The sequence below is a fragment of the Streptomyces sp. NBC_00299 genome (assembly GCF_036173045.1).
Taxonomy (GTDB): domain Bacteria; phylum Actinomycetota; class Actinomycetes; order Streptomycetales; family Streptomycetaceae; genus Streptomyces; species Streptomyces machairae.
This window is the reverse complement of record NZ_CP108039.1, coordinates 1-21,040: the sequence shown is the minus strand read 5'-3', so window position 1 is coordinate 21,040 and position 21,040 is coordinate 1. Positions and strand designations below refer to the sequence as shown.

The following is a 21,040-nucleotide window of genomic DNA, read 5'->3' as shown; positions in this document are numbered from 1 at the left end:
CCATGACTCAGGCACGGCCGGGCACCGCGAAAAATCGCGGGCTGGTGCTGTTACGGGCAGCTCGTGCACGCGGAGGCGCACGTCGAGCCGCAGCCGTCGTTGGTCAGACGGATGAGCTGGTCAGCGGCGGGGCCGCCTTCGACGATCGTGATGTCGAGCTCGAAGGGGTCCGGTCCGGGCTCCACCTGTCCGGCGACCGGCGGAGCGATCGGGTGGTCCAGTTGAAAGGTCATGCATGCCTCCTCGGCAGTAGGCGATGGTGCGTGCCGGGGCCCGGGAGTGGGCCCCGGAGGCTTAGTGCCAGGACACCGCGAGGATGCCGTGCCGCTTCTGCACGGTGACCTGGGGCGGAGATGACGGGGCAGGACCCGGCAGGTACCTGATCGCGGCTGCTCCCCGACGGCGGTGGTTCTCGGCCCAGCGCCGGAGCAGGTCTGTGTACTGGGCCGCGAGAGCTTCGGCCTGTGGGCCGTGAGCGACCACGCCGCTTTCGAAGCCGCCGGTGTCCTGGTTCTCGCGGCGGGTGCGGTACGCGATGCTGTCCTGGCTGACCAGGGCTGGCACACCGAGCAGGGCTGATGCTTCGACGAGCCCGCTGTCGACGACGTCCTTGGACGCGTGCAGCCGGGCGGTGCTCGACAGGTTGAGCGTGAGGTACAGCTCCAGCTCGTCAGGCAGATCGTAGGCCGCGCCCGACCAGTGCTCCAGCCTGGGAGTGTCCAGGGCACGGTTCAGTGCCTGAGTGTTCAGGGGTACCTGCTCGTCGTCGGCCTGGACGGCGACGCCGTCCCGCAGCATTGCTTTGCGTTCTTCCTTGGCGGCTCCTTCACCCTGCATGGGTACGAAGCGCGCCAGACGGTAGGAGTGGCTGATCAGGTCCTTGCCGTCGCGGTCGAACGCGATCGAGCGGGTGGTGCCGCGTACGGTCAGCGGGACGACGAGCCGGCCGTTGCCGGTGAGCTCGCTGATCCACGACGGAGGGATGTCCCACGCTGCCGCCGTGACGATGATCCGGTCATACGGGGCGCCGTCCGGCACCCCGCCCTCGCCGTCGGCGAGGACCGTCTTCACTTGGCCGTACCCGGCGTCGTCCAGGCACAGGCGGGCGCGGTCGACGATGTCATGGTCGATGTCGACGGTGGTGACCACGCCATCGCTGCCTACGAGTTCCTGGATGAGCGCGGCGTTGCAGCCGCCGGAACCGATCTCCAGGACCTTCATGCCGGGCTCGATGCCGGCCTGCTCCAGCATCACGGCCTGGAGATGAGCGGCGGACATGACGCTGATGTCCATGCCGTGTTCGTCCTTCTTGACCGGAACGGTGCTGTGGAGGTCGTAGGCGAGGCCGAGGGGCGCGTCCGGTGCGAACAAGTGCCGGGGAACCACGGCGAAGGCGGCGGCGACAGGCTCGGACGTGATCGCGTTCTGGTCACGGAGGGCCCGGACCATGTCCGCACGTAGTGCGTCGGGCTCGCGAACAGTCGAGTCGTCAATAGAAGTCATTCGATTACCTAGATTCTGTTGGGGGTTTGGGGCTCGTCGGTGGCAGTCTCGGTCACATCGAGGCCGGGGGGAGTGGCGTATAGACGCCTGCGCTGCATGGGACAGCGGCTGAGCTGTCACCACCAACTCGTCTTCGTGTACGTGTGTCAGTGCGGGCGGCCCTCGTGGCCAGGTGGCTGCGTGCACCGCAATGGCTCGGTCGGTTGCTCAGCCCAGCAGTAGCCCGCGGCCCGCCCAGCGGACCGTTCGGTGCGCACCGCGTGGCGCTCGCTGTTGGCGCTGGCCGTAGGGCGGTTCATGCGTCCAGCCCCTCGTCGAGCTTCTCCCGGCCTGCGCCGATCAGACGGCCGACGAGGAGAGGCCGGCACAGCACTGCGGCCGATTCCATCGGCACCGACCAGTACGAGGCGCGGGTGGCAGCGTCCAACTCTTCAGCATCGACGGGTGGTACGCCGAGCAGTGTGCCGCTGCCGAGTACGTCAACGTCCATGGCGCGCCAGTCGTCGAAGTCTGCCTCCCTCGTGCGTCGTAGTGGCGCATCTCCACCGCGGCAGACATCCTGTGCAGCGCGACGTTCGTCGGGCCGAAGCTGAGCCAGTGGACGTCGGAGGCGTCGCCGATCCGCGTCGCGATCTGCCGGGCCTCCGAGATGTGGTCGACCACGGTGCTCGTCTGCCGGGCCCGCGCCGCGATGACGGACGCTCCGAGGTGCAGTTGGCCGGTGACGGCGAGCGCCTCGCGGGTGGGGTCCGCGGCGCCGACGATGCAGTGGCCCGAGGAGATCAGGCGCTGCCCGATCGTGTACTCGCCCTCCCGGAAGTAGACGAGCGCGCGCATGTACTGGCGGACCGCGCCCAGGCATGGATCGGATGCGCGTTCGGCGGCCCACGCCATGCGGTCCAGGGCGACGGCAGATAGGTCGTAGTAGCCGAGCTTGACGGTGATGTCGTGGGCGGTGCGGTACGTCGACGCGAGAGCTTGCCACAGTTCCGTGGACGGCTGCGCCCAGGCGGTGTGGGTGAGTTCGGCGATTGTTCCCGGCAGTGCTCGTGCGGCGTTGCGCAGATGTGTGGCCCGAACTTCGGAGCACAGCCGGTCCGCCTCCTTGATGAGCGCGGGCGTCGGCCGGGTGCTCAGGTCTGGGTTCACTCCGAGGTCGTACAGGTCGAGGGCTTCACGAATCGGCCGGAGGAGCTCGGCGAGCCGGTCGCGCTGCAATTCGGTCACGTAGGGCTGCCCCGTGAGGGTGGTGACGTCGATCTTGAGGGCGTGAGCGACGGCGGCAACGAAGTCGCTGGTTGCTGGGCGCAGGCCGCACTCGACCGAGTTGAGCAGGCCATACGAATAGGGGATGCGGTCGGCGAGTTCGCGCTGCGTGAGCCTGGCCAGTTTCCGCTGTTCGCGGATGCGGGCGCCCGTGCTGTAGTCGTCCCGGTTGGGCATACTCGTCTCCGTTCCTGCCAGCCACTTGGAACGGTACCCGCGCAGCAGGGCGCGGGGCAGGCGTCCGCCCTCGACTCCATCTGGATCGGGGGCGGTTGCATGTGATCCACTGCCCGCATGACCTCACGGACTCTGTACCTGTTCGGCTCGGCCGCGCCCCCCGTCTTCGACGTGGCGAAGGTTGTCGAGGACGCTCAGCGTCGCGGCTTCGACGTGTGCCTCGGATTGACGCCGACCGCGGCGAGCTGGCTGGACGAGAGCCTCGACGGGCTGGCCGCGCTGACGGGGAACCCGGTGCGGTGGGAGTACAAGCAGCCTGGTGAGCCGGACGTGTGGCCGAAGGCGGACGTGATCCTGGTGGCGCCGGCCACCTTCAACACGGTCAACGCGTGGGCGCTCGGCATCACTCGAGACTTCGTCGTCGGGGTTGTCGCCGAGGGTATTGGCAAGGGCATCCCGATGGTGGCGATGCCGTGTGTGAATGCCGCTTACGTGCAGCACCGTCGTTTCGAGTGGAGCGTCGCCGAGCTGAGGGAGATGGGCGTCGAAGTCCTGTTCGGGGAGGGTGGGTTCGTGCCGAATCAGCCGGGCTCGGGGAAGCCGAATGAGTACCCGTGGCACCTGGCGCTCGATGCGGCGGAGCGGGCGGTGAGTGGGCCGAATTCGGCATGAGTGGTTGGGGGGTTGGGCCGATAGGCTTGGCTCATGTCCCCCTCTCTTCCGCCTAGGGCGTCGTGTGCTCTGCTGCGGTCGTGAACGAGGACATCGCTGCCCTGTGGCCGCCGCCGGCGGTGCGGCTTACGAAGGAGAGCGGGCGGTGTGGGAGCGGCTGTACGGGAGTGGGCGGCGGTGCGGGCTGAAGTCGGCGAGGCTACCTGACTGGTCCGTCGCAGCACCGTCTGGGCCGGTGCCTTGGTCGTGCAGGAGCGGTGCATGGGTTCTGCGCTGCAGGTGCCTCTTCTGGTACGAGGCCCGCTGTGACTCGTCGGGGAGTTGCCCGGCAAGGCCGACGCATATGCGCCGCTGGCGGCTGTTCTTTACCAAGCACGGCAACCAGAGCTTGACGGTGCGCTTTTAGGCGGTTCCTCGGCACGACCAGCGACGGCGGCGATTGCTCCACTCTGTACGAAGTGGAAGGCACCAGCGGGATCCTCGTAGAGGGCGACGTCGTCACCGAGCCCGAGCACTTCGCCCAACTGCGCGACGTGAAGCCCTCCGAGACGTTCGTACGCGTCCCCCGCGAGCTCCTCGTCCACTGCCACCCGGACCTGGATGACGTCGAGCGGCAGCTCTTCGGCGCCCGTGATCGCCACCCCGACGGCTCCGTCGCCCGTGAAGGCTCCGGCGCCCGCCCCCTCGCCGACTGGTGGGAGCACCTGACAGCCGCCCTGGAGCGTTGACCGATCACCTGACCGCACCCGGGAGAGACTGGATCCGTGACCTCCTCCACCCCCTCGTACAGGCCCGAAGAGCTGTTCGCGTCCACCGCGCCCTACTACGCCGCGTTCCGGCCCCGCTACGCGCCTGAGTTCTACTCCCTGCTCGCGGCCCGCTTCGGTCTCGACGGCACCCAGCGTGTCCTCGACCTCGGCGCCGGCCCCGGCATCATCGCCCTCGACCTCGCCCCGCTCGTCGGTGAGGTCATCGCAGTCGACCCCGAGAAGGGCATGCTCGACGAGGGCCGCCGCCTCGCCGCCGAGCAGGGCATCGCCAACATCGACTGGCGCGAGGGCAACTCCACCACCCTCCCCGCAATGGGCGTCGGGCCCGTGCTGCTCACCGTGATGGGCGCGGCGTACCACTGGATGGACCGCGACCGCGTCGCCCGGGACCTCGACCGGATCATCGAGCCGGGCGGAGCGATCGTCCTCGCCTCCTGTGGCGCCCCCGGTGACCTTGAGCCCGCTCCCTGGCGGCAGGTCGTCGACGAGGTCCGCACCCGCTACCTCGGCCCTGAGCGCCGCGCAGGCTCCGGCACCTACTCCCACCCCAAGGAGCGCCACCAGGACGTCCTCACCCGCTCCCCGTTCTCCCAGGTCGACACCGCGCGCTGGGACCACACCCTGACCCGCACCGTGGACGAGGTCATCGGCTGGGTCTTCAGCCTCTCCTACTCCAGCCCCGCCCAGCTCGGCCAAAAGAAGGAGGCCTTCGAGCAGGACCTGCGCGCAGCGCTCCTCGCCTTCGACTCGTCCGGGCGGTTCCACGAAGTGATCCGCACCGAAGCGATCATCGCCACCAGGCCCTGACCCGGCTCGGGTCAGCTGCGGCGTCGGTTCCCTACAAGTGGCGTTGGCCAGTCGGGTGGGGGTGGATCGTCGATCCACCCCCACCCCGTCCAGTCGCGGACTTCGCCCGTGTCCACATCGACCACACCTTCGGGCCCAGCAAGCCCCGTATGACACGGCAGATGCCTTACGGGCAGCATCAGCAGGCCTCGGGGCGAGGGCGGCCAGGAGCCCGTTGGCTGCGCAGCCGCCGCGCATTCGCGGATGTGACCACTGCGCACCGTCCGCGTGCGGGACTGCCGAGCCGCGCAAATGGCAGCCCTCGCTGGGCAGACTGCGCAACCGTCGCGGCCTGGCTTGCTTCATCCGGTGCGCAATCACCGTCCTGCTGCGCAGTTTCTGGCCGATGGGGCTGCGTAACGCTCTGGCCTGCTGTGGTCGGGGCGATGGTCGAGGTCAGGGCGGACGTGGCCGGGGCGGTGAGTGTCGTGGTCGGGCTTGACGTTTGGCGTTGAATCGCCTGTGGCCGATGGTGTGCAGGCGGCTACGGTGGTGATCATCGCGTAGTAGGCACACAGGGGGATCCATGCCAACGCCCGCCCGACCACGCACGTATGTGCTTTGCGCATGCGCAATGATGCTTACTGCGGTTCTCTCCGGATGCGGTTCCAGTGATTCCCGGGGCGGTGGCGCGGCGAGCGGTCCCGCGGCACCGGCAGGGGCCGCCAGCCCGGCATCGACGCCGGCCGACCCGGACGCCAAGGAGAGGGCGGCCGTCCTGGCTGCTTACGACGGCTTGATGGCCGAGCAGATGAAGGCCTACCGGCAGGCCTCGAAGAAGGGCACGCAGCTGGAGCGGTACGCCACCCTGGATGCGTTGTCGAAGGTCGAACTGGACCTGTACCGGATGAAAGAGGCCGGGACCGTGGTGCGCGGCGAGATCGGTCACGATGCCCAGGTGACTGCCCTCGACATGACTGCCAAGACCCCCAAGGCGACAGTGTCGGACTGCGTCGACCTCTCCCGCTACGAGGCCTACGACGTCAAGGCACGCAAGACGATCCCGCTGCCCACTGCGCAGCCGAAGCGCTACCAGGCGACCGGCACCCTCGAGCGCTGGAAAGGGCGATGGATGGTGACCCACATCGACACGACCAGGGGCGGAGCATGCTGAGACGCACCGCCGCGGCCGCCCTGTCCCTGGCCGGCACCCTCCTGATTGCCCCAACCGCCAACGCACAGGACGGAACCGGTGTCGGCACGCCTGACTGCAAAGGCGCCCCCCAATGGGTGCAGGTCTGCGCGCAGGACGGCCACCAATCCACCGGCAATCAGGCAACCCGTGGCGGCAAGCCCGCGTCTACCGGCGCCTCCTCGGGATCGTCGCCTAGCCCGAAGTGCACCTACACCAAGCTCGATCCGCAGCCCCCGGACAGCAACCTCGCCGTCCAGGAAGGCAAGAAGCAGGGCGGCAAGGGAGCCGTGTACCGGGTGCTGTGCCCGGAAACCGGCCGCATAGGCGTGGTGTGGATCCCTGACGCGGAGCAGGCGCCTGCCCAGCCCGCGATCGACCCCCAAGTCCTCGCCCAGCGGGCGGTGGACTCCATGAAGCTGACGGGTCCGAAGGTGGCCAGCCCTCGTCCCGCCGGCACCTACGTGGTGGGCATGCCGATGTGGATGTGGGTGGACCAGACCCCGACCACGTACGGGCCGGCCACGGCAACCGCTAACGCTGGCGCGGTGACCGTTACGGCCACCGCCAAGGTGTCCTCGATCAGCTGGGAAATGGGTGACGGCCAGGGCCCGGTGGTCTGCCAGGGCCCCGGCACCCGCTACCAGCCCGCCCTGGGCAAGGCCGAGTCCCCCGACTGCGGCCACCTCTACACCCGCGCCTCTGCCGACCAGGCGGGCCACCGCTACCGCGTGACAGCGACCTCCACCTGGACCATCACCTGGCAGGCCCAGGGCGCCGTCACCGAGGAAGGCCAGTGGACCGAGACCCGCACCAGCGACCAGACCATCGCCGTCCGCGAAGCCCAAGCCCTCCTCACATCCTGAGCGCCCCACCCTACGGGCAGGGTCTGATAACAGTGCCCGGGCCCTTGGCAGCATCGCTGGTCAGCAGCCACCAAAGGCGGCCCTGACCTGCCAACTCCAGGCCGGAGCGACACAGCTCTGCAGCGCACCGATCGGATTCGTCGGCGCCGAGGAATCCCTCCGCAGAGGCCTTGCCTGATCCGTTCCAACTCCGGCCGCCGCATGCCTGTCCCTCATGGTGAAGTGCGTGAGCCGTTCCGAGTGGTCGTGAGTCTCTCCGAGTCGCCACGAGGCTTCATCTCGCCCTTGAATAGGAGCGTGACGGCCTGGCGCGCATAACGGCATGAGCCTGATCGCCGTTCGACACCCGGAGTTCGCTGGGGGCACCTGCTTAGGTGCCCCCAGCATTGGCGACCGATTCATCTTGCTCATGCTCACCGACCCAGCCTGGCGCCCGCGACGTAAGGGGGCGGTGGGCGGGCGCTCACACGTGTAGTCAGTCTGTCCAGCTAACCCGCTGGCTTGGGTCTGTGACGGGCCGCCAGACGGGCGCTGAGGGCCCGTTCTGGAGCAGGTCGGTAAGTGAGGCGGTCAGGATGGGCACGTCGCGCAGAAAGTCGCCTCGCGCCAGCCCAGTGCCGGCCTTTAGGGCGCTGACTCGGTTGTCGACGCCGACGGGGCCGGTGCCGTCCAGGACGAACAGCAGCCGCGGGAACACCGGGTACCGGCGCCGCCACTCCTCCGTCGGCAGCTGGTGCACCGCCGCCCTAGGCCGTCCGACAGCAACGGGTACGTGCCGGTACAGCCGCTCGTAGGCGATGATTTTTGAGGCGAGGCGTTCGGGGCCCATGGTGGCCCGGTCGACTTCCACGAACGCCCGCAGCATCGACCACCCGTCGCTGCCCGTCCGTCCGCGCCGGTAGTACAGCAGCGCATCAGGTATGACCGCTTCCCCGCTGCCGAGCGAATGGTGGACCTCGGGAATCCAGTCCAGCGGCTGGCACACATCCCCATGCCGGCGGGCGTCCTGTAGGAACGCCGTCGCAGTCTGTGTCACCGTCAATGCGTGCGCCACGCGCAGCCGCGCGGCGGTCCGGTCCGATCCCAGTCTGGGCGGCCGCCAGTCCCGCAACTCCGGCCACTCAGAGGCGACTTCCGCACCGTACTGGGTAACAAACCACACCCGGGTACGACCGGCCTGCGGCAGCGTCACACAATCGACCAGACCCTCCTTGCGCAGCTTCACCAACCGCCGCCTGGTCTGCTCGATCCGCACATCCGGCGCGATCATCACACGCATCTGCTCCGTCGTAGCCATCCGATGCTGCGCCAGCACCGCCAACGCGAGCCGGTCCCCACTGCCCCCGTCCACATTCACCATCACCTGCCGCCCCCTCCGCACGGTGCAGCACCTCCTGTCCGGCGCTGTGTGTACGGCCACGGCATCAGCCGGCCCCGACCAAGATCCCGACCATCCAGGCCCGACCAGCGTCACGATGCGATAACCCCGCCCCCCGACCCCTCCCATAACCCCGCGGTAGACCCGGCCGACAACCCCACCCACAACTGCCCTCACACACTGGAGAACTGACGGAGTATCCGCAGCTCACCCACCCTGTCCCGGCATGGTCGGCAGCCCGACAACCCCCCTCTGCACACCCCCGACACCCCAGACAGAAAAGGAAGAGAAGTTGGGCGGGGACGGGTAGTGCGCCTCGGGGGACCGGCGCGGCTTTCCTTCTGTGGCACCTCGGCACGGCCTCCGTGCCTCGGCGGGGAACAAGCCCGCCCGCGCCCACAACGCAGCCGACAGCTCCTGCGCTCAGGGCGCAGCACTACCGCCCCCGCCCTGCTCGAGCAAGCTGCGGGCCTCGGTCACCGCACGCTGCCAGCTGCGAGCGACCCCTCCATGCTCACGAGCCAACCGAGCAGCCAGCCCGTGATGGTGGTGTGATTGGGCGTTGGGGTGGCAGTGGTGGGCGTCAGTGGGTTGGTGATGTGGGTGTCCTGGTAGGGGGTGTGGGGTGGGGTTGTGGTCGCTGTCATGGGGTGACTAAGCGGCTGTTGTGGTGTGGCTAGCAGGTTGGTTGCTGGCTGTCATGGGTTTCGTTGTTCCTGTGTGAGGGGTTGGCGGGGTTGGGTGGGCTGGGCCGTGTGACGGTTCAGGGGGTTTCGGCGGGTGAGCTCCGGGCGGGGTCGGCTGGGGTTGTGTCGGCGGGGGGTGTGCCGTTGGCGCGGGGTGTGGTGGTGCGGCGGCTTCTTGCGGTGGATGGGGAGGGGACGCTGTCGCGGTTGCATGTGCGGATTGCGGCGGAGCTGGCGGGGGTGTCGGAGCGGACGGTGTGGCGGTGGCTGGCCGATGGGCGTCGGGGGCATGTCGAGGCGCGGCCGCGGCAGGATGGGTTTTCGCTGAGTGACGCTTTGTGGGAGGTCCTCGCTCAGGCGGGCGGGAATGTCGCGGAGTTGCGGCGCAGGATGCTCCGGGCCCAGGAAGAGGGGGCGTTGGAGGGGTGGGGTGCGCGGTGTGTGCCCTCGCTGCCGACGCTGCACCGGGTGATCAAGCGGGATCTGGGGGCGGGCCGGGTTCTTGAAGTTGCTCGTTCGGCAGGGGCTCGGGTGGGGCTGGAGCCGAGCCGGTATGAGCGGGCGCTGGCGGATTTGGGGCTCGTGGACGGGGCGGGTGGTCCGCTTGTTGTCGATGGGCCGTCCGCCGATGTGCCGGTGCCGGAGGATGCTGCGGATGCGGGGGTGCGGGGCGGCGGTGTGCGGTTGTATGTGCCGGGGGCCCGGCTGGTGTCGACGCGGCAGGTGGCCGCTGTGGCGGAGGCTGTGGGGCATACGGTCGCGGCCCGCGGGATGTGCTGTGTGTACGGGGATACGGGCCTGGGGAAGACGGTCGCTGTCGAGCAGGCGTTGCATCTTCTGCCCGGCCGGGTGCCGGTGTGGCGGGTGGTGGCCGGCGTGGCGCCCGGTCTGCCGCAGTTGCGGGCCTCGCTGTGTGAAGGGCTCGGGCTGCCGTCGGGGGCGCTGCCGCACCGGGCCGGGCCGGCCAGCCAGGCTCTGACGCGGGCACTGGCTGAGCCGGGTGTGCTGTTTCTCGATGACGCCCAGCGGCTGACGCCGCCATTGCTGGATTATCTGCGGCAGTTGTGGGACGCGCCGGGCTGTGCGGCGGCGCTGGTGCTGTGTGGGGCTGGAAGCGAGCGTGCCCTGGCGCGTGCTTCGGCGCTGCGCTCGCGCGTGCTGACCTGGCACAAGGTCGGCCGGCTTGAGCCGTCTCAAGTACCGCAGACGCTGACCCTGTTCCATCCCGTGTGGGCGCAGGCGAGCCCGGAGGACCTTGCGCGGGCGGATGAGCAGATGGCGCGCGGCAATTTCCGCACGTGGGCGAAGATCACGTCGCATGTCTACGCAGCCCGCGAGCGTGGCCCCGCAAGGCGTGTGGACCGGGAGTTGATCGAGCAGGCCTGCGCGCGTCTTGGCCCCTACCCGTGACGGTCCGCGTTGCTCGGAGGGCTCGTGTGCGGGGGGCCTTCACCTGTTTTGACGGAGTGAGCGAAGACGGGCTTCACGGAAAGCGGATGAGAACGAAGGGGCATGGCGTGGACGGGCAGCGGTTGGCGCCGCCGGAGGATCCGGCCGGTGTTTTGGGGGAGGAGTCGCTGACGGCGTTGCGGGCGCCGGCGGTGCGTCGTCTGCTGGCGCTGCGCGCCGAGCGGCGGCTGTCGCGGGAGCATGTGCGCCTGGCCGGGGAGTGCCTGGGGGTGTCGGAGCGGACGGTGTGGCGGTGGTTGGCTGAGGCCTCCCGGTCGCCCCGGGCCGCGATCCGCCCCGGGGAACGCAGCGGTGACCGGTTCGAGGTCACCAGGGAGATCCGGGTGCTGCTGGCGTACTGGCACGGCAACGCTTCAGCGGTCCACCGCCAGTTGGTGGCCCGGGCCCGGACCGGCGGCCGTGAAGAGCAGCCGACGGCGGCGTCTGACTCCGCGGCTTCTCCCGCGGGCGCCCCGCCGGCTGCGGTGCCGTTGCTGGACCCGGTGCCGTCGTTGTCGACGTTCCTGCGCGCGGTGCGTCGTGATCTCACCGCGGGGGAGCGGGCCGGTCTTGCGACGGGACCGGATGCGGCCCGCGCGCATGACGTCTTCGGCAAGCGTCCGGCTTCTTGGCGCAATCATGTGTGGGAGGCCGATCATGTCCAGGCACCGCTGCTGGTCGATGCCGACGGTGACCTGGTGCGCCCGTGGGTGACCTGGTTCATCGACACCGCTACCAAAGTCATCACCGGCACCGCGGTCACCCCTGGCGTTCCTTCCCGTGCCTCCGTGCTGGCCGCGCTGCGCGCCGCTGTGCTGCGTGAGGAGCCCTACGGCCCCGCGGGAGGGACACCGGAGCAGGTGCGGGTGGACCGGGGCAAGGACTTCCTGTCGACCACCGTCACCACCGCGTTCGGCACGATGGGCGTGACGGTGAAGGATCTTCCCGCTTACAGCCCCTATCTCAAGGGCACGGTGGAAAACCTCAACAGAGCGGTTGACCGGATGCTGTTCGCGGCCCTGCCCGGCTACAGCCTCACCCTCACCAAGCCCCGCTCCGGCCGGCGTAAAGGCGCGGGCCGCAGGCCGGAGACTTCCGGTGCCATGTCGTTTCAGGACTTCACCGCGCAGGTGCTGGCCTGGACCCACTGGTGGAACACCGAGCACCGTCCCAAGGCGCTGTCTGGCCGTACGCCGCTTGAGGCATGGCAGGCTGATCCGACTCCCGTCACGGACGTCCCTGCCGCCGACTTGTGGACGTTCACCCTGGAGGACGACGGCCGTCCGCGGAAGCTGACCAGCCACGGTGTGCGGTGGCGCGGGCGCGCCTACATCGCCCCCTGGATGACCGGACAGGCCGGCCGTACCGTCACGGTGCGCTACATGCCACACCACGATCACGAGATCGACATCTGTGGCGCGAGCGGCGGTTATCTCGGGCCCGCGCACCTCGCGGACGCGGCCACCCCCGAACAACTCGATGCCCTGCGCACAGCCCGTGCGGAGCGTGCCCGACGTCTGCGTGCCGAGGTGAAGGCCGCCGAGACGCTGCGCCGACAGCGCTTCGCCCCGGCCACCACGGCCGGGCCGGCCCAACGGCTGGGAGCTCTCACCTCCGCTCAAGCCGGGCACGAACTGGCCGCCATCGAGCACACCGACGCCTCGAAGCTGGCGCTGCCGGACCTCATCCCGCCCGCCGCGCCACCGGCCGACTGGCGCACCCCGCCCTCCCTCGCCACCCGGACCGCGCCCGGCCGGCCTGCTCCCCTCCCCGCCGAACCGGCCGCCGACGGCCCGCCTGGCCCAACCGCACAGACCGCTGAAGACGGAGACGCCACGTGACCGCGGCCACCTACCAGTACGTCGACCTGCCCGATGCGTCCGTGGTCACCACCCGCGCCCTGCTCACCGCCCGGGAGAACATCACCGATACCGCCGCTGCCCGCGCCATGATGTGCATCCACGGCGGCGCCGGCTTCGGCAAGACCCTCGCCGTCAACACCTGCCTGCGCGCACTCGAACCCAGCGAGGACGTCCGCAAGATCACCTTCCGTGCCCGGCCCACCGCCCGCGCGGTGCGCTACGAACTGTTCACCGCGCTCGACCTGGCCGGTGAACCGCCGCGCCACCCCAGCGAATTCGACCGTCTGCTGAAAACCGCTCTGGCTGAACGCCCTCGCACCTTCCTGGTGGACGAGGCCCAGTGGCTCAACGGGGAGGCGTTCGAATACTTCCGCTATCTGTGGGACGAACCCTCAACCCAGCTCGCGATTATTTTCGTCGGCGGGGAGGGATGCCACACCGTGCTGCGCCGCGAACCGATGCTCTCCTCCCGCATCTTCATCTGGCAGCACTTCACCCGCCTCACCCCCAGCGAAGTCCTCGAGGCCATCCCCCTGTTCCACCCGGTCTGGGCCGACGCCGACCCCGACGACATCACTTTCGCCGACAGCCACGCCGCACACGGCAACTTCCGCGCCTGGGCCCAGCTGACCGCCCACACCCGCACCGCCCTGGCCCGCACCGGCCGCCCCCGCGTGGACCAGGAGCTGCTGCGCTGGGCCTTCAGCCGCCTTGCCTGACGACCACGCGAGGGTTTCCGCAGACGTGTCCGCAGGCCCTCGGTCTGGGTCTGGCGCCGGGTCCGTGAACAGTGGGGGCGGTCCCGATGGGACCGCCCCCACTGCCTTTCCTTGCAAAAGGTGCTCTCAAGAAGGCCTTGGCCGGTTGGTTCGGCCCCGCCGCGCAATGGCCGCTGGTCTCGGCGTTTTGGTGCCCTGCTGGCTTTGTTCTGCCTGCCTCGTGGTCTGTTGTCGGCAGCGACTGGTTGTGCCGCATGCCCGGACGCAGCCGCCGCGGCGCGGCGGCTCGGCGAGAGTCGGCTGCGGGGCAGAGGGGTCTGCGAGGGGATGCGGGAGAGCGTGCCGGTATCGGGTGAAGGTATCCGAAAGTCGTGGAAGAACTGAGCCCGTGCAGCGGGCCGGTGGCCGGCCGGGAAGCGGATGGCGGGGAAAGGAAATGGTTCGCAGAGAAGGCGAGAGGCCGGTTGGGGGTGGTTGCCGGCCCAAGGGCAACAGTCGGGCGCGAAGCGGCTGTTGAGCGCATGTGGCTGTCTCTGACGCGTGTAGTCGCTTTCAATGCTGATGTGGGGGCGTTGCGGGGTGACGGCGGAGGGCACACCGGCGTCGTCACGTGACGGCAGCGGGGTCTGGTGGCGGGGTAGCAGAGGACGCCAGCTGGGGGCGCTGCCGGCATCGGCGGTGGCCGGCGGGCGCGCGAGAGAGCAGCTGCTGAGGAGTGCGGGCGAGGCGTCTTCTGGAGCCCTTGGCGGGTGCAGGCTGACGTGAGGCCCTGAGCGGTTTCTGGGCTGTGTGAGGGCGTGCGGGGCGCGGGGCTGGGCCGGCGTCGGAAACAGGCCCGGTGGGTCCTGTTTTCCGGTGCTGAGTAGCCGGCCAGGCAGGAAGTGGCGGGCAGGGGGGGGGCGGCGTCTGAGCGTCTGGCGCTGCACGCGAGGGAGTTCGCCGGGCAAGCGGAAGCCTGCAGAGGCTTTCCTGCGGAAGAAGGCTCCGGAACAAGCTTGCTGAGGCCCTCAGTGGCCGCAAGGAGCTCTGCAACCGGCCTGTTGGCCTGAGAGTGCTCACAGGGGTGGGCGGCGCGCCAGGTCCTGCGGCAGGAGGCGTGACTGGTGCCTTGGCCCAGGTGCGTCCTGAGGGCTGGGTGCGGGCGGACGCCGGGGCGCGGCCTGTGGGGGCATTGCGGCCGGCGTGCGTGGGCGGGGTTGGCGCGCGGGGAGTCTGCTCCGCAAGGCAGGTGATGCGGCCCGTGTGGCGCAGCGGGTGCGTGCCCGGTTGTTCCTCACGGGCCTTGCCGGGGCTTGGCAGCGTGGCGCTGTGGTGCCCGGCGGGTGGCTGTCCGCGGTGGGGGCAGCCGGGGGTGGTTCAGCAGAGTGTCCGTCGGCGGCGGGACGCGGCCTTCACGGACCGGTGCGCTACGGCCGGCTGGGCCGCCTGCGGGGGCCGCTCCCTGGGTGGAGCTGCTCGGGCCATCGGCGTCGTCCTCGTCCTGGCCCGGACCAGCCGGGGGAGGGCAAGGGGCGCCGGGCGGCGCCTGTGCGGGCCAGCCGGGTGCCCGGTGAGGGGTGCGCGATGGGCAGAAGGACGCTGTGAGCGGTGGTGGCTGCCAGTACGACCACTGTCATCAGGGCGGTTGGTGTCTCCATGCCGCTGTCCTCCTTCGCCTGTCGTGTCTCGCCGGCCCGGCGCTGCGCGGGGCGGATTGCTGCTGCTGAACGGTCTTCTCAAGTCGGAGCGGCACACAGCGGGGCTGCGCACCGCGGCCGTGGCCAGGGCAATGGCCAGGTGGACGGGCGCCTGTCCGGGTCGAGTAAGGCGCCTCAGGGCGAACCTCCGGGAGCGGGCGCTCCTGGCAGTTCGTGGTCTCAAGGCTGAACTTGTCAGTGATTACTTGCAAGGTGAGACCTCAATTTTGGACAAACCCGAACGCCGTGAAAAAACGAATTCCGGAAAACGCCCTGACCTGCCGAATCTCTCATTTTCCGCGGCTCTTTTTTCATGGAAAAACCAGAAAATAAATCTCTGCTGGTGGGGGAAATGAATCCGGTCTCAATTCCTCGCCCGGACGAGTGTGACGCCTTCACGGGGAGGCAGGCAGGTGTTGACGGGATTAGGGCGCGAGAGATTCGGCGGACCGGCTTTACGCGTAGCCTACTTCCCGCATTTCGATCCACTCGAACTGGACTTTACCCCGCTTCCAGAAGCGGTAGATTAAGTGGATTTTACAGCTCCACTTACGCTCTGGCCTGCACATACTTCCGACCTCCGGTCAACCCGGATCCCCGGATCCGGGTTTTGAACGGACGTCAGGAAAAAAGCATGGGCCACGAATCCAGTGAAGATCCACATTGCTGGTGATGATCACTCGCAGCATTATTACGGACTGCTGGAAGAGGAACTTGTCGTCCTGTATACGGCCGTGCGATTCTTTTTATGCGTCGGAGGGCAACCCGGCGTGCAGCAAGAAAACGGACGGGGTTCGTCCGGGTCACCAGAGAGTAAGGCGCCTAAGGGAGGCACCGAAAATGATCACCAACTGGAGCGGGCTCCGCCCCTTTCCCCTGCCGGGGGATGCGTTATAGACGCTCCCGCGCACACCGGTTTCGGTTTCACCGGTAACCGCATCCCCGGCATCCTCACCAAGATCGGCATCGCGGTCGGCTCCTTCGCCCTGGCCGGCGCCTCCGCGCTCGGCCTGATCCACGCCGGCGTCGACTCGACCACGGCCACGGCCGTCATCGTCGCGGCGGGCAAGACCAGCGCCGCGGCCACCGTCGCCGCCTACGCGATCGCCGACCGCCGCGCCCGTCGCCGGCGCCGGCGTGAGGCCCAGCACCCGGCCTTCACGCCGGACGAGCGCGTCCCCCTTCCACCCAGGCCCCGGCCGGCGACCAGCCCGCAGGGGCGAACTGAGACGTGCGGCAGGCAGGCGCACCCCGCGGTGCGCCTGCCTCCCGCACTCCCGGTTCAAGGGAGGAACGACCATGGCACGTCCCAGGCGCGACCACACCAAGATCACCGGCAAGTTCGCCCGGCTCGCCAAAGAACTCGCCGCCCTGCGCCCCGAAGACCTCACCCTCAAGGAGATCAGCAAGATCACCGGGCTGTCGACGGCGACCCTGTCCCGGGCCACCGACCCCAACCGCTGCCCGTCCTGGCAGACCATGGTGGAGTACCTCACCGCCTTCGGCGAGGACCCCAACGAGTGGCGCCCCATGTGGGAGATGTACGCCAACGAGCGACAGCGCCAGGCCGCCGGCGTCCCCGTCGACCGCACCCAGCGCGCCGCATACCAGCGCCAGCGACCCACCCACGTCGTGAACCAGGCCGAATACGCCATCGCGCTGGGCGACTTGCGCCTGTGGCGGGGCAACCCCCCGTACAAGACGATGGTCTCCCGCGCACGCGAGGCCCACGTCCCCATCTCCCAGAGCACGATCTCGGAGGCCCTCAGCGGCAAGATCCTGCCCACCGAGGACGCGGTCAAGGGCATCCTCGCCGGCCTCCTCATGGACTCCAGCGACCCCGAGTACCACGAGTGGCTCGAGGCCCGCCGCGTCCTGGACGCCGGCCGCAGGCGCGAGAAGATCACCGCCAAGTCCCTGCAGCACTCCGCCACCCGGCGCGTCATCCGGCCGCGCCCCATGCGCACCGTCGTACGGCGAGAGGACTGATCCCCACCTCACTCGGACGCCGGAGGGCTCCCGCCGTATCCAGCGGCGGGAGCCCTCCGGCGTTCCCCAGCCCAAGGCCTTCCACGGCGCGGCAGACGACCGTCAGAACGAGTCGCGCAGAAAGAGCCACTTGGGGACAGGGCATCGGCTCTGACCCGTATCGCGAGAGCGGTCTTCGCCCCGAGATGAAACAGCAGGACCCCGGGCATCTGCGGCCTGGGGTCCCTGCGTGCTGTGGGAATCCGTCCGGTTCAACGGCCCGACGGCCGGACTGCGTTACGCCCACTGCATGCCCAGTTCCCGTAGTGCGGCGAGCTGGTCTGCGCTGAGCTTGTGGCGGCGGGTTTTGGTGTTGGTGACCCATACGCCGAGCTTGACGGTCACCGGTTCTGTCTCGCCGTCGAGTGTGATCTGCTCGCTGTGGCTTCTTGGTACTGGCCGGTGGGTGCCTTCTCGTTCGACCCACTGCGTGAGGGCTGTCAGGCCGCGTTGGAAGGCCTGTTGCGCTTTGCTCGGGCCCTTCGCCGTGCGACCGGCCGCGGCCGCTGGGGCTGGAGCCTCGAGGGGTGTGATGCCCAACGCAGACAGCTGCTCCTGCTGTTCCGCGGACAGCTGCGTCCAGATGGCCGGATTCTTCTGCCGTTGGAGCCACTTGCCGATGTCGTCGCCGTCCATGAGTACGCCGGGGGCGATGTCGGGCAGGTGGCCGTCGGCGTCGACGAGGTCGGCGAGTACGCGGTAGTGGCGCTGCCAGTCGAGCGGCCAGGGGCAGTCCCAGTCCGGGTCGATCTCGGTGAGCTGCGCCGCGCGCACGGCGGCTCGTTCCGGGTCCTTGCCCAGGCCGTTCTTCGCGCCTTTGCGGCGGAGGTTGGCCATGTGCTGCCCGACGGGTACCAGGCCGTCGGCTTCGCTCTCGCCCCACACCGCGTCCTGACGCGGCGCGAGGTGCCCGGTGGCCCGCCGGAACGACCGCAGCGCGGCGAGCTTGGCCTCCCATGCCTCTTCGCCCGGCTCCCAGACCATCCCGGCCTCCGACGCGTCGAGCAGTTCCTTGCGCCGGTCCTCCAGTTCCCCGGCCCGCAGCGCCTTGCGCTGTTGGTGCACCCAACGCCCGAGGGGAAGTCCTTGGTGACGCCGACCTGGGTCTCGGTGTCGTAGGGGACGGCGTGGAGGCCGGTGATGTGGTGCTTCTTCCGCCAGCGGAGGAGGGCCTGGTAGCCCTCCAGCCACACCAGCGACTCGGGCCGGTAGACCCGGGTGCGCAGGAACGCGGCGATGGTCGCCGCGTCCCTCGGCGACGAGAAGTGCAGCAGGGCTGCTTCGGCAGCGGCGTTGGTGTCGTCCTGCTCCTGGTCCTCGCCGTCGCTTTCGCTGCCGGCCCCGACGATCTGCCCGTCTTCGTCGCGCTGGAGGTGGGCCTTGCGCTTGCCGTGGGTGAGGGCGCGGGAGGCGAGTTGCTCGACGAGGCGTTCATCGTGTGAGCGCAGGCCCTGGAGTACGGCTACGAGGGGCCGGAAGCTGGCGCTGGCGACCATGTCGGTGGGGTCCTCGCCAGGCTCCAGGAAGACCGGCACGACGATGCGCGCGATCTTGGTGGTGCCGTCTTTGTTGAGGCGGAGTGCGCGGCCGATGTTCTGGACGATTTCTACCTGGGAGCTGCGGGTGTCGGCGAAGCAGACGGCTTCCACGCCGCGCTCGCCGGTGATGTCTACGCCTTCCCCGAGCACGCGGACGCTGGCGAGGAAGGCGCGGTGGACCCGGCGTCCGGTGGCGTCGATGCCGTTGGCGAACTGGCGGAGTACCTCGCGGCGTTCGGCTACGAGGTGGTCGCCGCACAGCCACGCCGACCACACCCGGTCCGGCGGGACGTGGCGGCCGGTCTCCAGCTCGTAGAACTCCGCGTCGATCGACGACGAGGGCAGCTTGTCGGCGGCGGCCAGGTCGTCGCCTGTGGCGTCGTTGACGTAGAGCTCGGCAGCGGTCTCCGGCAACTTCTCCGCGAACGCCGCGGCCTCTTCCACCTTCTGGTGGAACGTCATCACCGTGCGGAGGTTGTGCGCGGCGGCGTGCTCCAGGAGCGCGGTCTGCAACAGGGCCAGGCGCCGGCCGCGCCGCGCCTCCTCGGACTCTCCGAGGACGGGGGAGGGGTCGCGGATCTCCAGGACGTCGATCTCGAATCCGGCGAGGATTTCGCGCTCGATCGCCTCTGAGAGTCCGAGCTCTGCGAGCCACGCGCCGTAGGTGCCGTCCGGGTCGTCGGCCATGGTCGCGATCTCCGCCTCCTGGCCGCCGGTGCCCTTCTGCGGCCGGGGCGCGGCGAGGATGCGCGGGGTGGCGGTGAGGTAGAGCCGGAAGTCGGCGGGGATGCGGGCGTTGTCGTGGATCGCTGCCCAGGGCCGCCCGAGATCGCCGGCGGTTCCGTGGGCCTCATCCACGATCGCGAGGTCGAGGCCGTCCATCTGCTGCCCGTACAGCCGCTCCCCGCCTGCCAGAGCGGCCTCCAGCGGCCCGCGGACCTTCCGTTGGCCCACAGGTGCGTCGATGTCCTCGCGGTCCACCAGGGAGGCGTACGTGGCGAACACGACCACGGGCCCGGACCCTGCCCACAGGGCGAGCTGGATCGGGTTCGTAGTGGTGCGCACCCCCAACTCGTTCAGCACGGGGTCGTTCTCCAGCGAGCACACCGCGACCATCGGGGCCCGGTGGCCCACCAGGCGCCACGCCTGGGCGGTCTGCGCGAGTAGGTCCAGGGTCGGCACGGTCACGAGGATCCGACCGCCCGGGAAGCACTCCAGCGCGCACGCGGCAGCCGTGATCGTCTTGCCTGAACCGGTCGCTGACACGATTGTGCCGCGCGCCCCCTCCGGGGGCACAGATGATCTTGCAGAGAATTTCACCCATTTCCGGAACGCTGACTTCTGGTCGACCTGGTGTTCCTTGAGCTGAATAGCTGACATTTCCGAGCCTCCCCGATGCTGAATTCTAGTGGCTTTCAGACGGCCGCGTGCGGGGTGCAGGCCGCACGCGGCGTCACTCAAAATCGACCTGCCCGCGAGATGCCATCCGACGGGTGCCCCGTCCGACTTTCCGCGCTTGAACCCCGGCGGGTCGTCCGGGGCGTGGTGCCCGGCCTCGCGCGTGCAGAAGATGACGTCCCCGCTGGACATCTCCACCGTCCGCGCCGGCCCAGACCGCCGACCTCGCCCAGCGCCTCCAGCACCCGGCGCCACGCGGTGGTGTCCGGGTGCGTGCCCGGCAGCACGGTCCCTCAGCGAACCTCTCCAGCCGTACCAGGTCCGCCCGTTCACGCTGCCGCACGCTCGCGATGTGTATGGCCAACTCAGCAGCCCCGGCCGACCTGCCGCCGCGCCGCACCCCGTCCCGATCCGCGATGCCCACCAGATCTTCGCTCACCGCCGCAACGCCTTCGTCCCACTCGTCCGCGAACAGCGCACCCCGAGAGGCCGGCGCCATCCCGTCCAGCTCGACAACCTCGCTCTGCGCCCTGGAGACCGCCCCCGGCTTCCAGCGCGGCCACCAGGTCGTCAGCCACGCTCTGGGCCAGGAGAAGGCCGAACAGCCTCAACCGGGTCTTCACGCCCGCTGTCTGGTACTCCGTCACCCGGCGTACAGAATCGCTGATCAGCGCGGGATCTGGTCCGGTAGATTCAGGACAACCGGCCATCATGGCCCTTCCTATCGGAATTGATGGAGGGATTCCGAGTGGCCGTGAGGGAGACCTATATTTCTGCCAACGGTACATGCTGTTTCAATCTGATGCACTCACTACACTCCAACCCGCACGATCGGCCCTCTCCCTCGTAGCCAGCCTGGCCCGCGCGAGCGGGCCCCAACGGTTCTGGAGGCGCAGCCGGAAGGACCGTCAGGCGAGGAGCGCAGCGGACTCGCCCCGTCAGGATGGAGCGAAGCGGAGGCCTGACAGCGGGACGAAGTCCCGCAGCTCCGGGAGCGCAGCGGACGGAGCGTCAATCCGATTGCGCAGCAATCGGATTGAGCGGAACGCGCAGCGTTCCGCCAGCGCTCCCGCG

At 69.3% G+C, this 21,040-nt stretch carries 14 protein-coding genes and 1 pseudogene; 9 read left to right on the top strand and 6 right to left on the bottom strand.

All coding sequences use genetic code 11. The annotated features are described in order from the left end of the window. Positions 1–50: 50 nt before the first annotated feature. The 3 genes from OHT51_RS00075 to OHT51_RS00065 form a co-directional block, all read right to left on the bottom strand. Positions 51–233, bottom strand: coding sequence for an FxLD family lanthipeptide (locus OHT51_RS00075; RefSeq protein WP_328876801.1), 183 nt, complete (start codon positions 231–233; stop codon positions 51–53). 61 nt (positions 234–294) lie between these two features. Then, positions 295–1,503, bottom strand: coding sequence for a methyltransferase, FxLD system (fxlM, locus tag OHT51_RS00070; protein ID WP_328876800.1), 1,209 nt, complete (start codon positions 1,501–1,503; stop codon positions 295–297). Between the two features lie 339 nt (positions 1,504–1,842). Further along, a complete protein-coding gene (locus tag OHT51_RS00065; RefSeq protein WP_328876799.1) occupies positions 1,843–2,946 on the bottom strand; it encodes a helix-turn-helix domain-containing protein in 1,104 nt (367 codons plus the stop codon). A gap of 117 nt (positions 2,947–3,063) precedes the next feature. Here OHT51_RS00065 and OHT51_RS00060 point away from each other — a divergent pair, with 117 nt between their 5' ends. From OHT51_RS00060 to OHT51_RS00040, 5 genes are all read left to right on the top strand, one after another. Then, positions 3,064–3,618 carry a flavoprotein gene (locus OHT51_RS00060; RefSeq protein ID WP_328876798.1) on the top strand — a complete coding sequence of 185 codons (555 nt, stop codon included), beginning with the start codon at positions 3,064–3,066 and terminating at the stop codon, positions 3,616–3,618. A gap of 458 nt (positions 3,619–4,076) precedes the next feature. Continuing rightward, complete coding sequence (locus tag OHT51_RS00055; RefSeq protein WP_328876797.1) at positions 4,077–4,346, top strand: hypothetical protein; 270 nt, start codon at positions 4,077–4,079, stop codon at positions 4,344–4,346. 36 nt (positions 4,347–4,382) lie between these two features. Beyond that, positions 4,383–5,195: a class I SAM-dependent methyltransferase gene (locus OHT51_RS00050; RefSeq protein WP_328876796.1), complete on the top strand. Its 813-nt coding sequence runs from the start codon at positions 4,383–4,385 to the stop codon at positions 5,193–5,195. A 778-nt stretch (positions 5,196–5,973) separates the two neighbouring features. Continuing rightward, positions 5,974–6,348 carry a hypothetical protein gene (locus tag OHT51_RS00045; RefSeq protein WP_328876795.1) on the top strand — a complete coding sequence of 125 codons (375 nt, stop codon included), beginning with the start codon at positions 5,974–5,976 and terminating at the stop codon, positions 6,346–6,348. After that, the gene (locus tag OHT51_RS00040; RefSeq protein WP_328876794.1) at positions 6,342–7,232 is read left to right on the top strand and encodes an ATP/GTP-binding protein; all 891 of its coding nucleotides are present in this window, start codon (positions 6,342–6,344) and stop codon (positions 7,230–7,232) included. The genes OHT51_RS00045 and OHT51_RS00040 overlap by 7 nt, the downstream gene beginning before the upstream one ends. Before the next feature lie 475 nt (positions 7,233–7,707). On the opposite strand, the gene OHT51_RS00035 is transcribed toward OHT51_RS00040, so the two are convergent. Both OHT51_RS00035 and OHT51_RS00030 read right to left on the bottom strand, forming a co-directional pair. Next, entirely contained in the window at positions 7,708–8,592 is an 885-nt protein-coding gene (locus tag OHT51_RS00035; protein ID WP_328876793.1) for a replication-relaxation family protein, read from the bottom strand. Positions 8,593–9,086: 494 nt separating this feature from the next. Further along, entirely contained in the window at positions 9,087–9,257 is a 171-nt protein-coding gene (locus tag OHT51_RS00030) for a hypothetical protein (RefSeq protein WP_328876792.1), read from the bottom strand. Between the two features lie 183 nt (positions 9,258–9,440). Between OHT51_RS00030 and OHT51_RS00025 the strand changes: the two genes are divergently transcribed. The 4 genes from OHT51_RS00025 to OHT51_RS00010 all read left to right on the top strand — a co-directional run bounded on the left by OHT51_RS00025 (position 9,441) and on the right by OHT51_RS00010 (position 16,991). Further along, positions 9,441–10,706: an ATP-binding protein gene (locus tag OHT51_RS00025; RefSeq protein ID WP_328876791.1), complete on the top strand. Its 1,266-nt coding sequence runs from the start codon at positions 9,441–9,443 to the stop codon at positions 10,704–10,706. A gap of 191 nt (positions 10,707–10,897) precedes the next feature. Continuing rightward, on the top strand, positions 10,898–12,586 hold the full coding sequence (locus tag OHT51_RS00020; RefSeq protein WP_443052681.1) for a Mu transposase C-terminal domain-containing protein: 1,689 nt from the start codon (positions 10,898–10,900) through the stop codon (positions 12,584–12,586). Next, positions 12,583–13,326, top strand: a complete 744-nt coding sequence (locus OHT51_RS00015) for an ATP-binding protein (RefSeq protein ID WP_328876789.1) — start codon at positions 12,583–12,585, stop codon at positions 13,324–13,326. Before OHT51_RS00020 ends, OHT51_RS00015 begins: the two co-directional genes overlap by 4 nt. Before the next feature lie 2,975 nt (positions 13,327–16,301). Beyond that, positions 16,302–16,991: a hypothetical protein gene (locus OHT51_RS00010; protein WP_328876788.1), complete on the top strand. Its 690-nt coding sequence runs from the start codon at positions 16,302–16,304 to the stop codon at positions 16,989–16,991. Between the two features lie 276 nt (positions 16,992–17,267). Here OHT51_RS00010 and OHT51_RS00005 read toward each other — a convergent pair. Beyond that, positions 17,268–19,948, bottom strand: a pseudogene (locus tag OHT51_RS00005) (Helicase associated domain protein). Positions 19,949–21,040 lie beyond the last annotated feature (1,092 nt).

Bases quoted from the DNA above. Each gene is read 5' to 3' on its own strand.
- OHT51_RS00040 (WP_328876794.1), top strand. From the start codon at position 6,342: ATGCTGAGACGCACCGCCGCGGCCGCCCTGTCCCTGGCCGGCACCCTC.
- fxlM (WP_328876800.1), bottom strand. From the start codon at position 1,503: ATGACTTCTATTGACGACTCGACTGTTCGCGAGCCCGACGCACTACGT.
- OHT51_RS00010 (WP_328876788.1), top strand. From the start codon at position 16,302: ATGGCACGTCCCAGGCGCGACCACACCAAGATCACCGGCAAGTTCGCC.
- OHT51_RS00035 (WP_328876793.1), bottom strand. From the start codon at position 8,592: ATGGTGAATGTGGACGGGGGCAGTGGGGACCGGCTCGCGTTGGCGGTG.
- OHT51_RS00060 (WP_328876798.1), top strand. From the start codon at position 3,064: ATGACCTCACGGACTCTGTACCTGTTCGGCTCGGCCGCGCCCCCCGTC.
- OHT51_RS00045 (WP_328876795.1), top strand. From the start codon at position 5,974: ATGGCCGAGCAGATGAAGGCCTACCGGCAGGCCTCGAAGAAGGGCACG.
- OHT51_RS00030 (WP_328876792.1), bottom strand. From the start codon at position 9,257: ATGACAGCGACCACAACCCCACCCCACACCCCCTACCAGGACACCCAC.
- OHT51_RS00065 (WP_328876799.1), bottom strand. From the start codon at position 2,946: ATGCCCAACCGGGACGACTACAGCACGGGCGCCCGCATCCGCGAACAG.
- OHT51_RS00075 (WP_328876801.1), bottom strand. From the start codon at position 233: ATGACCTTTCAACTGGACCACCCGATCGCTCCGCCGGTCGCCGGACAG.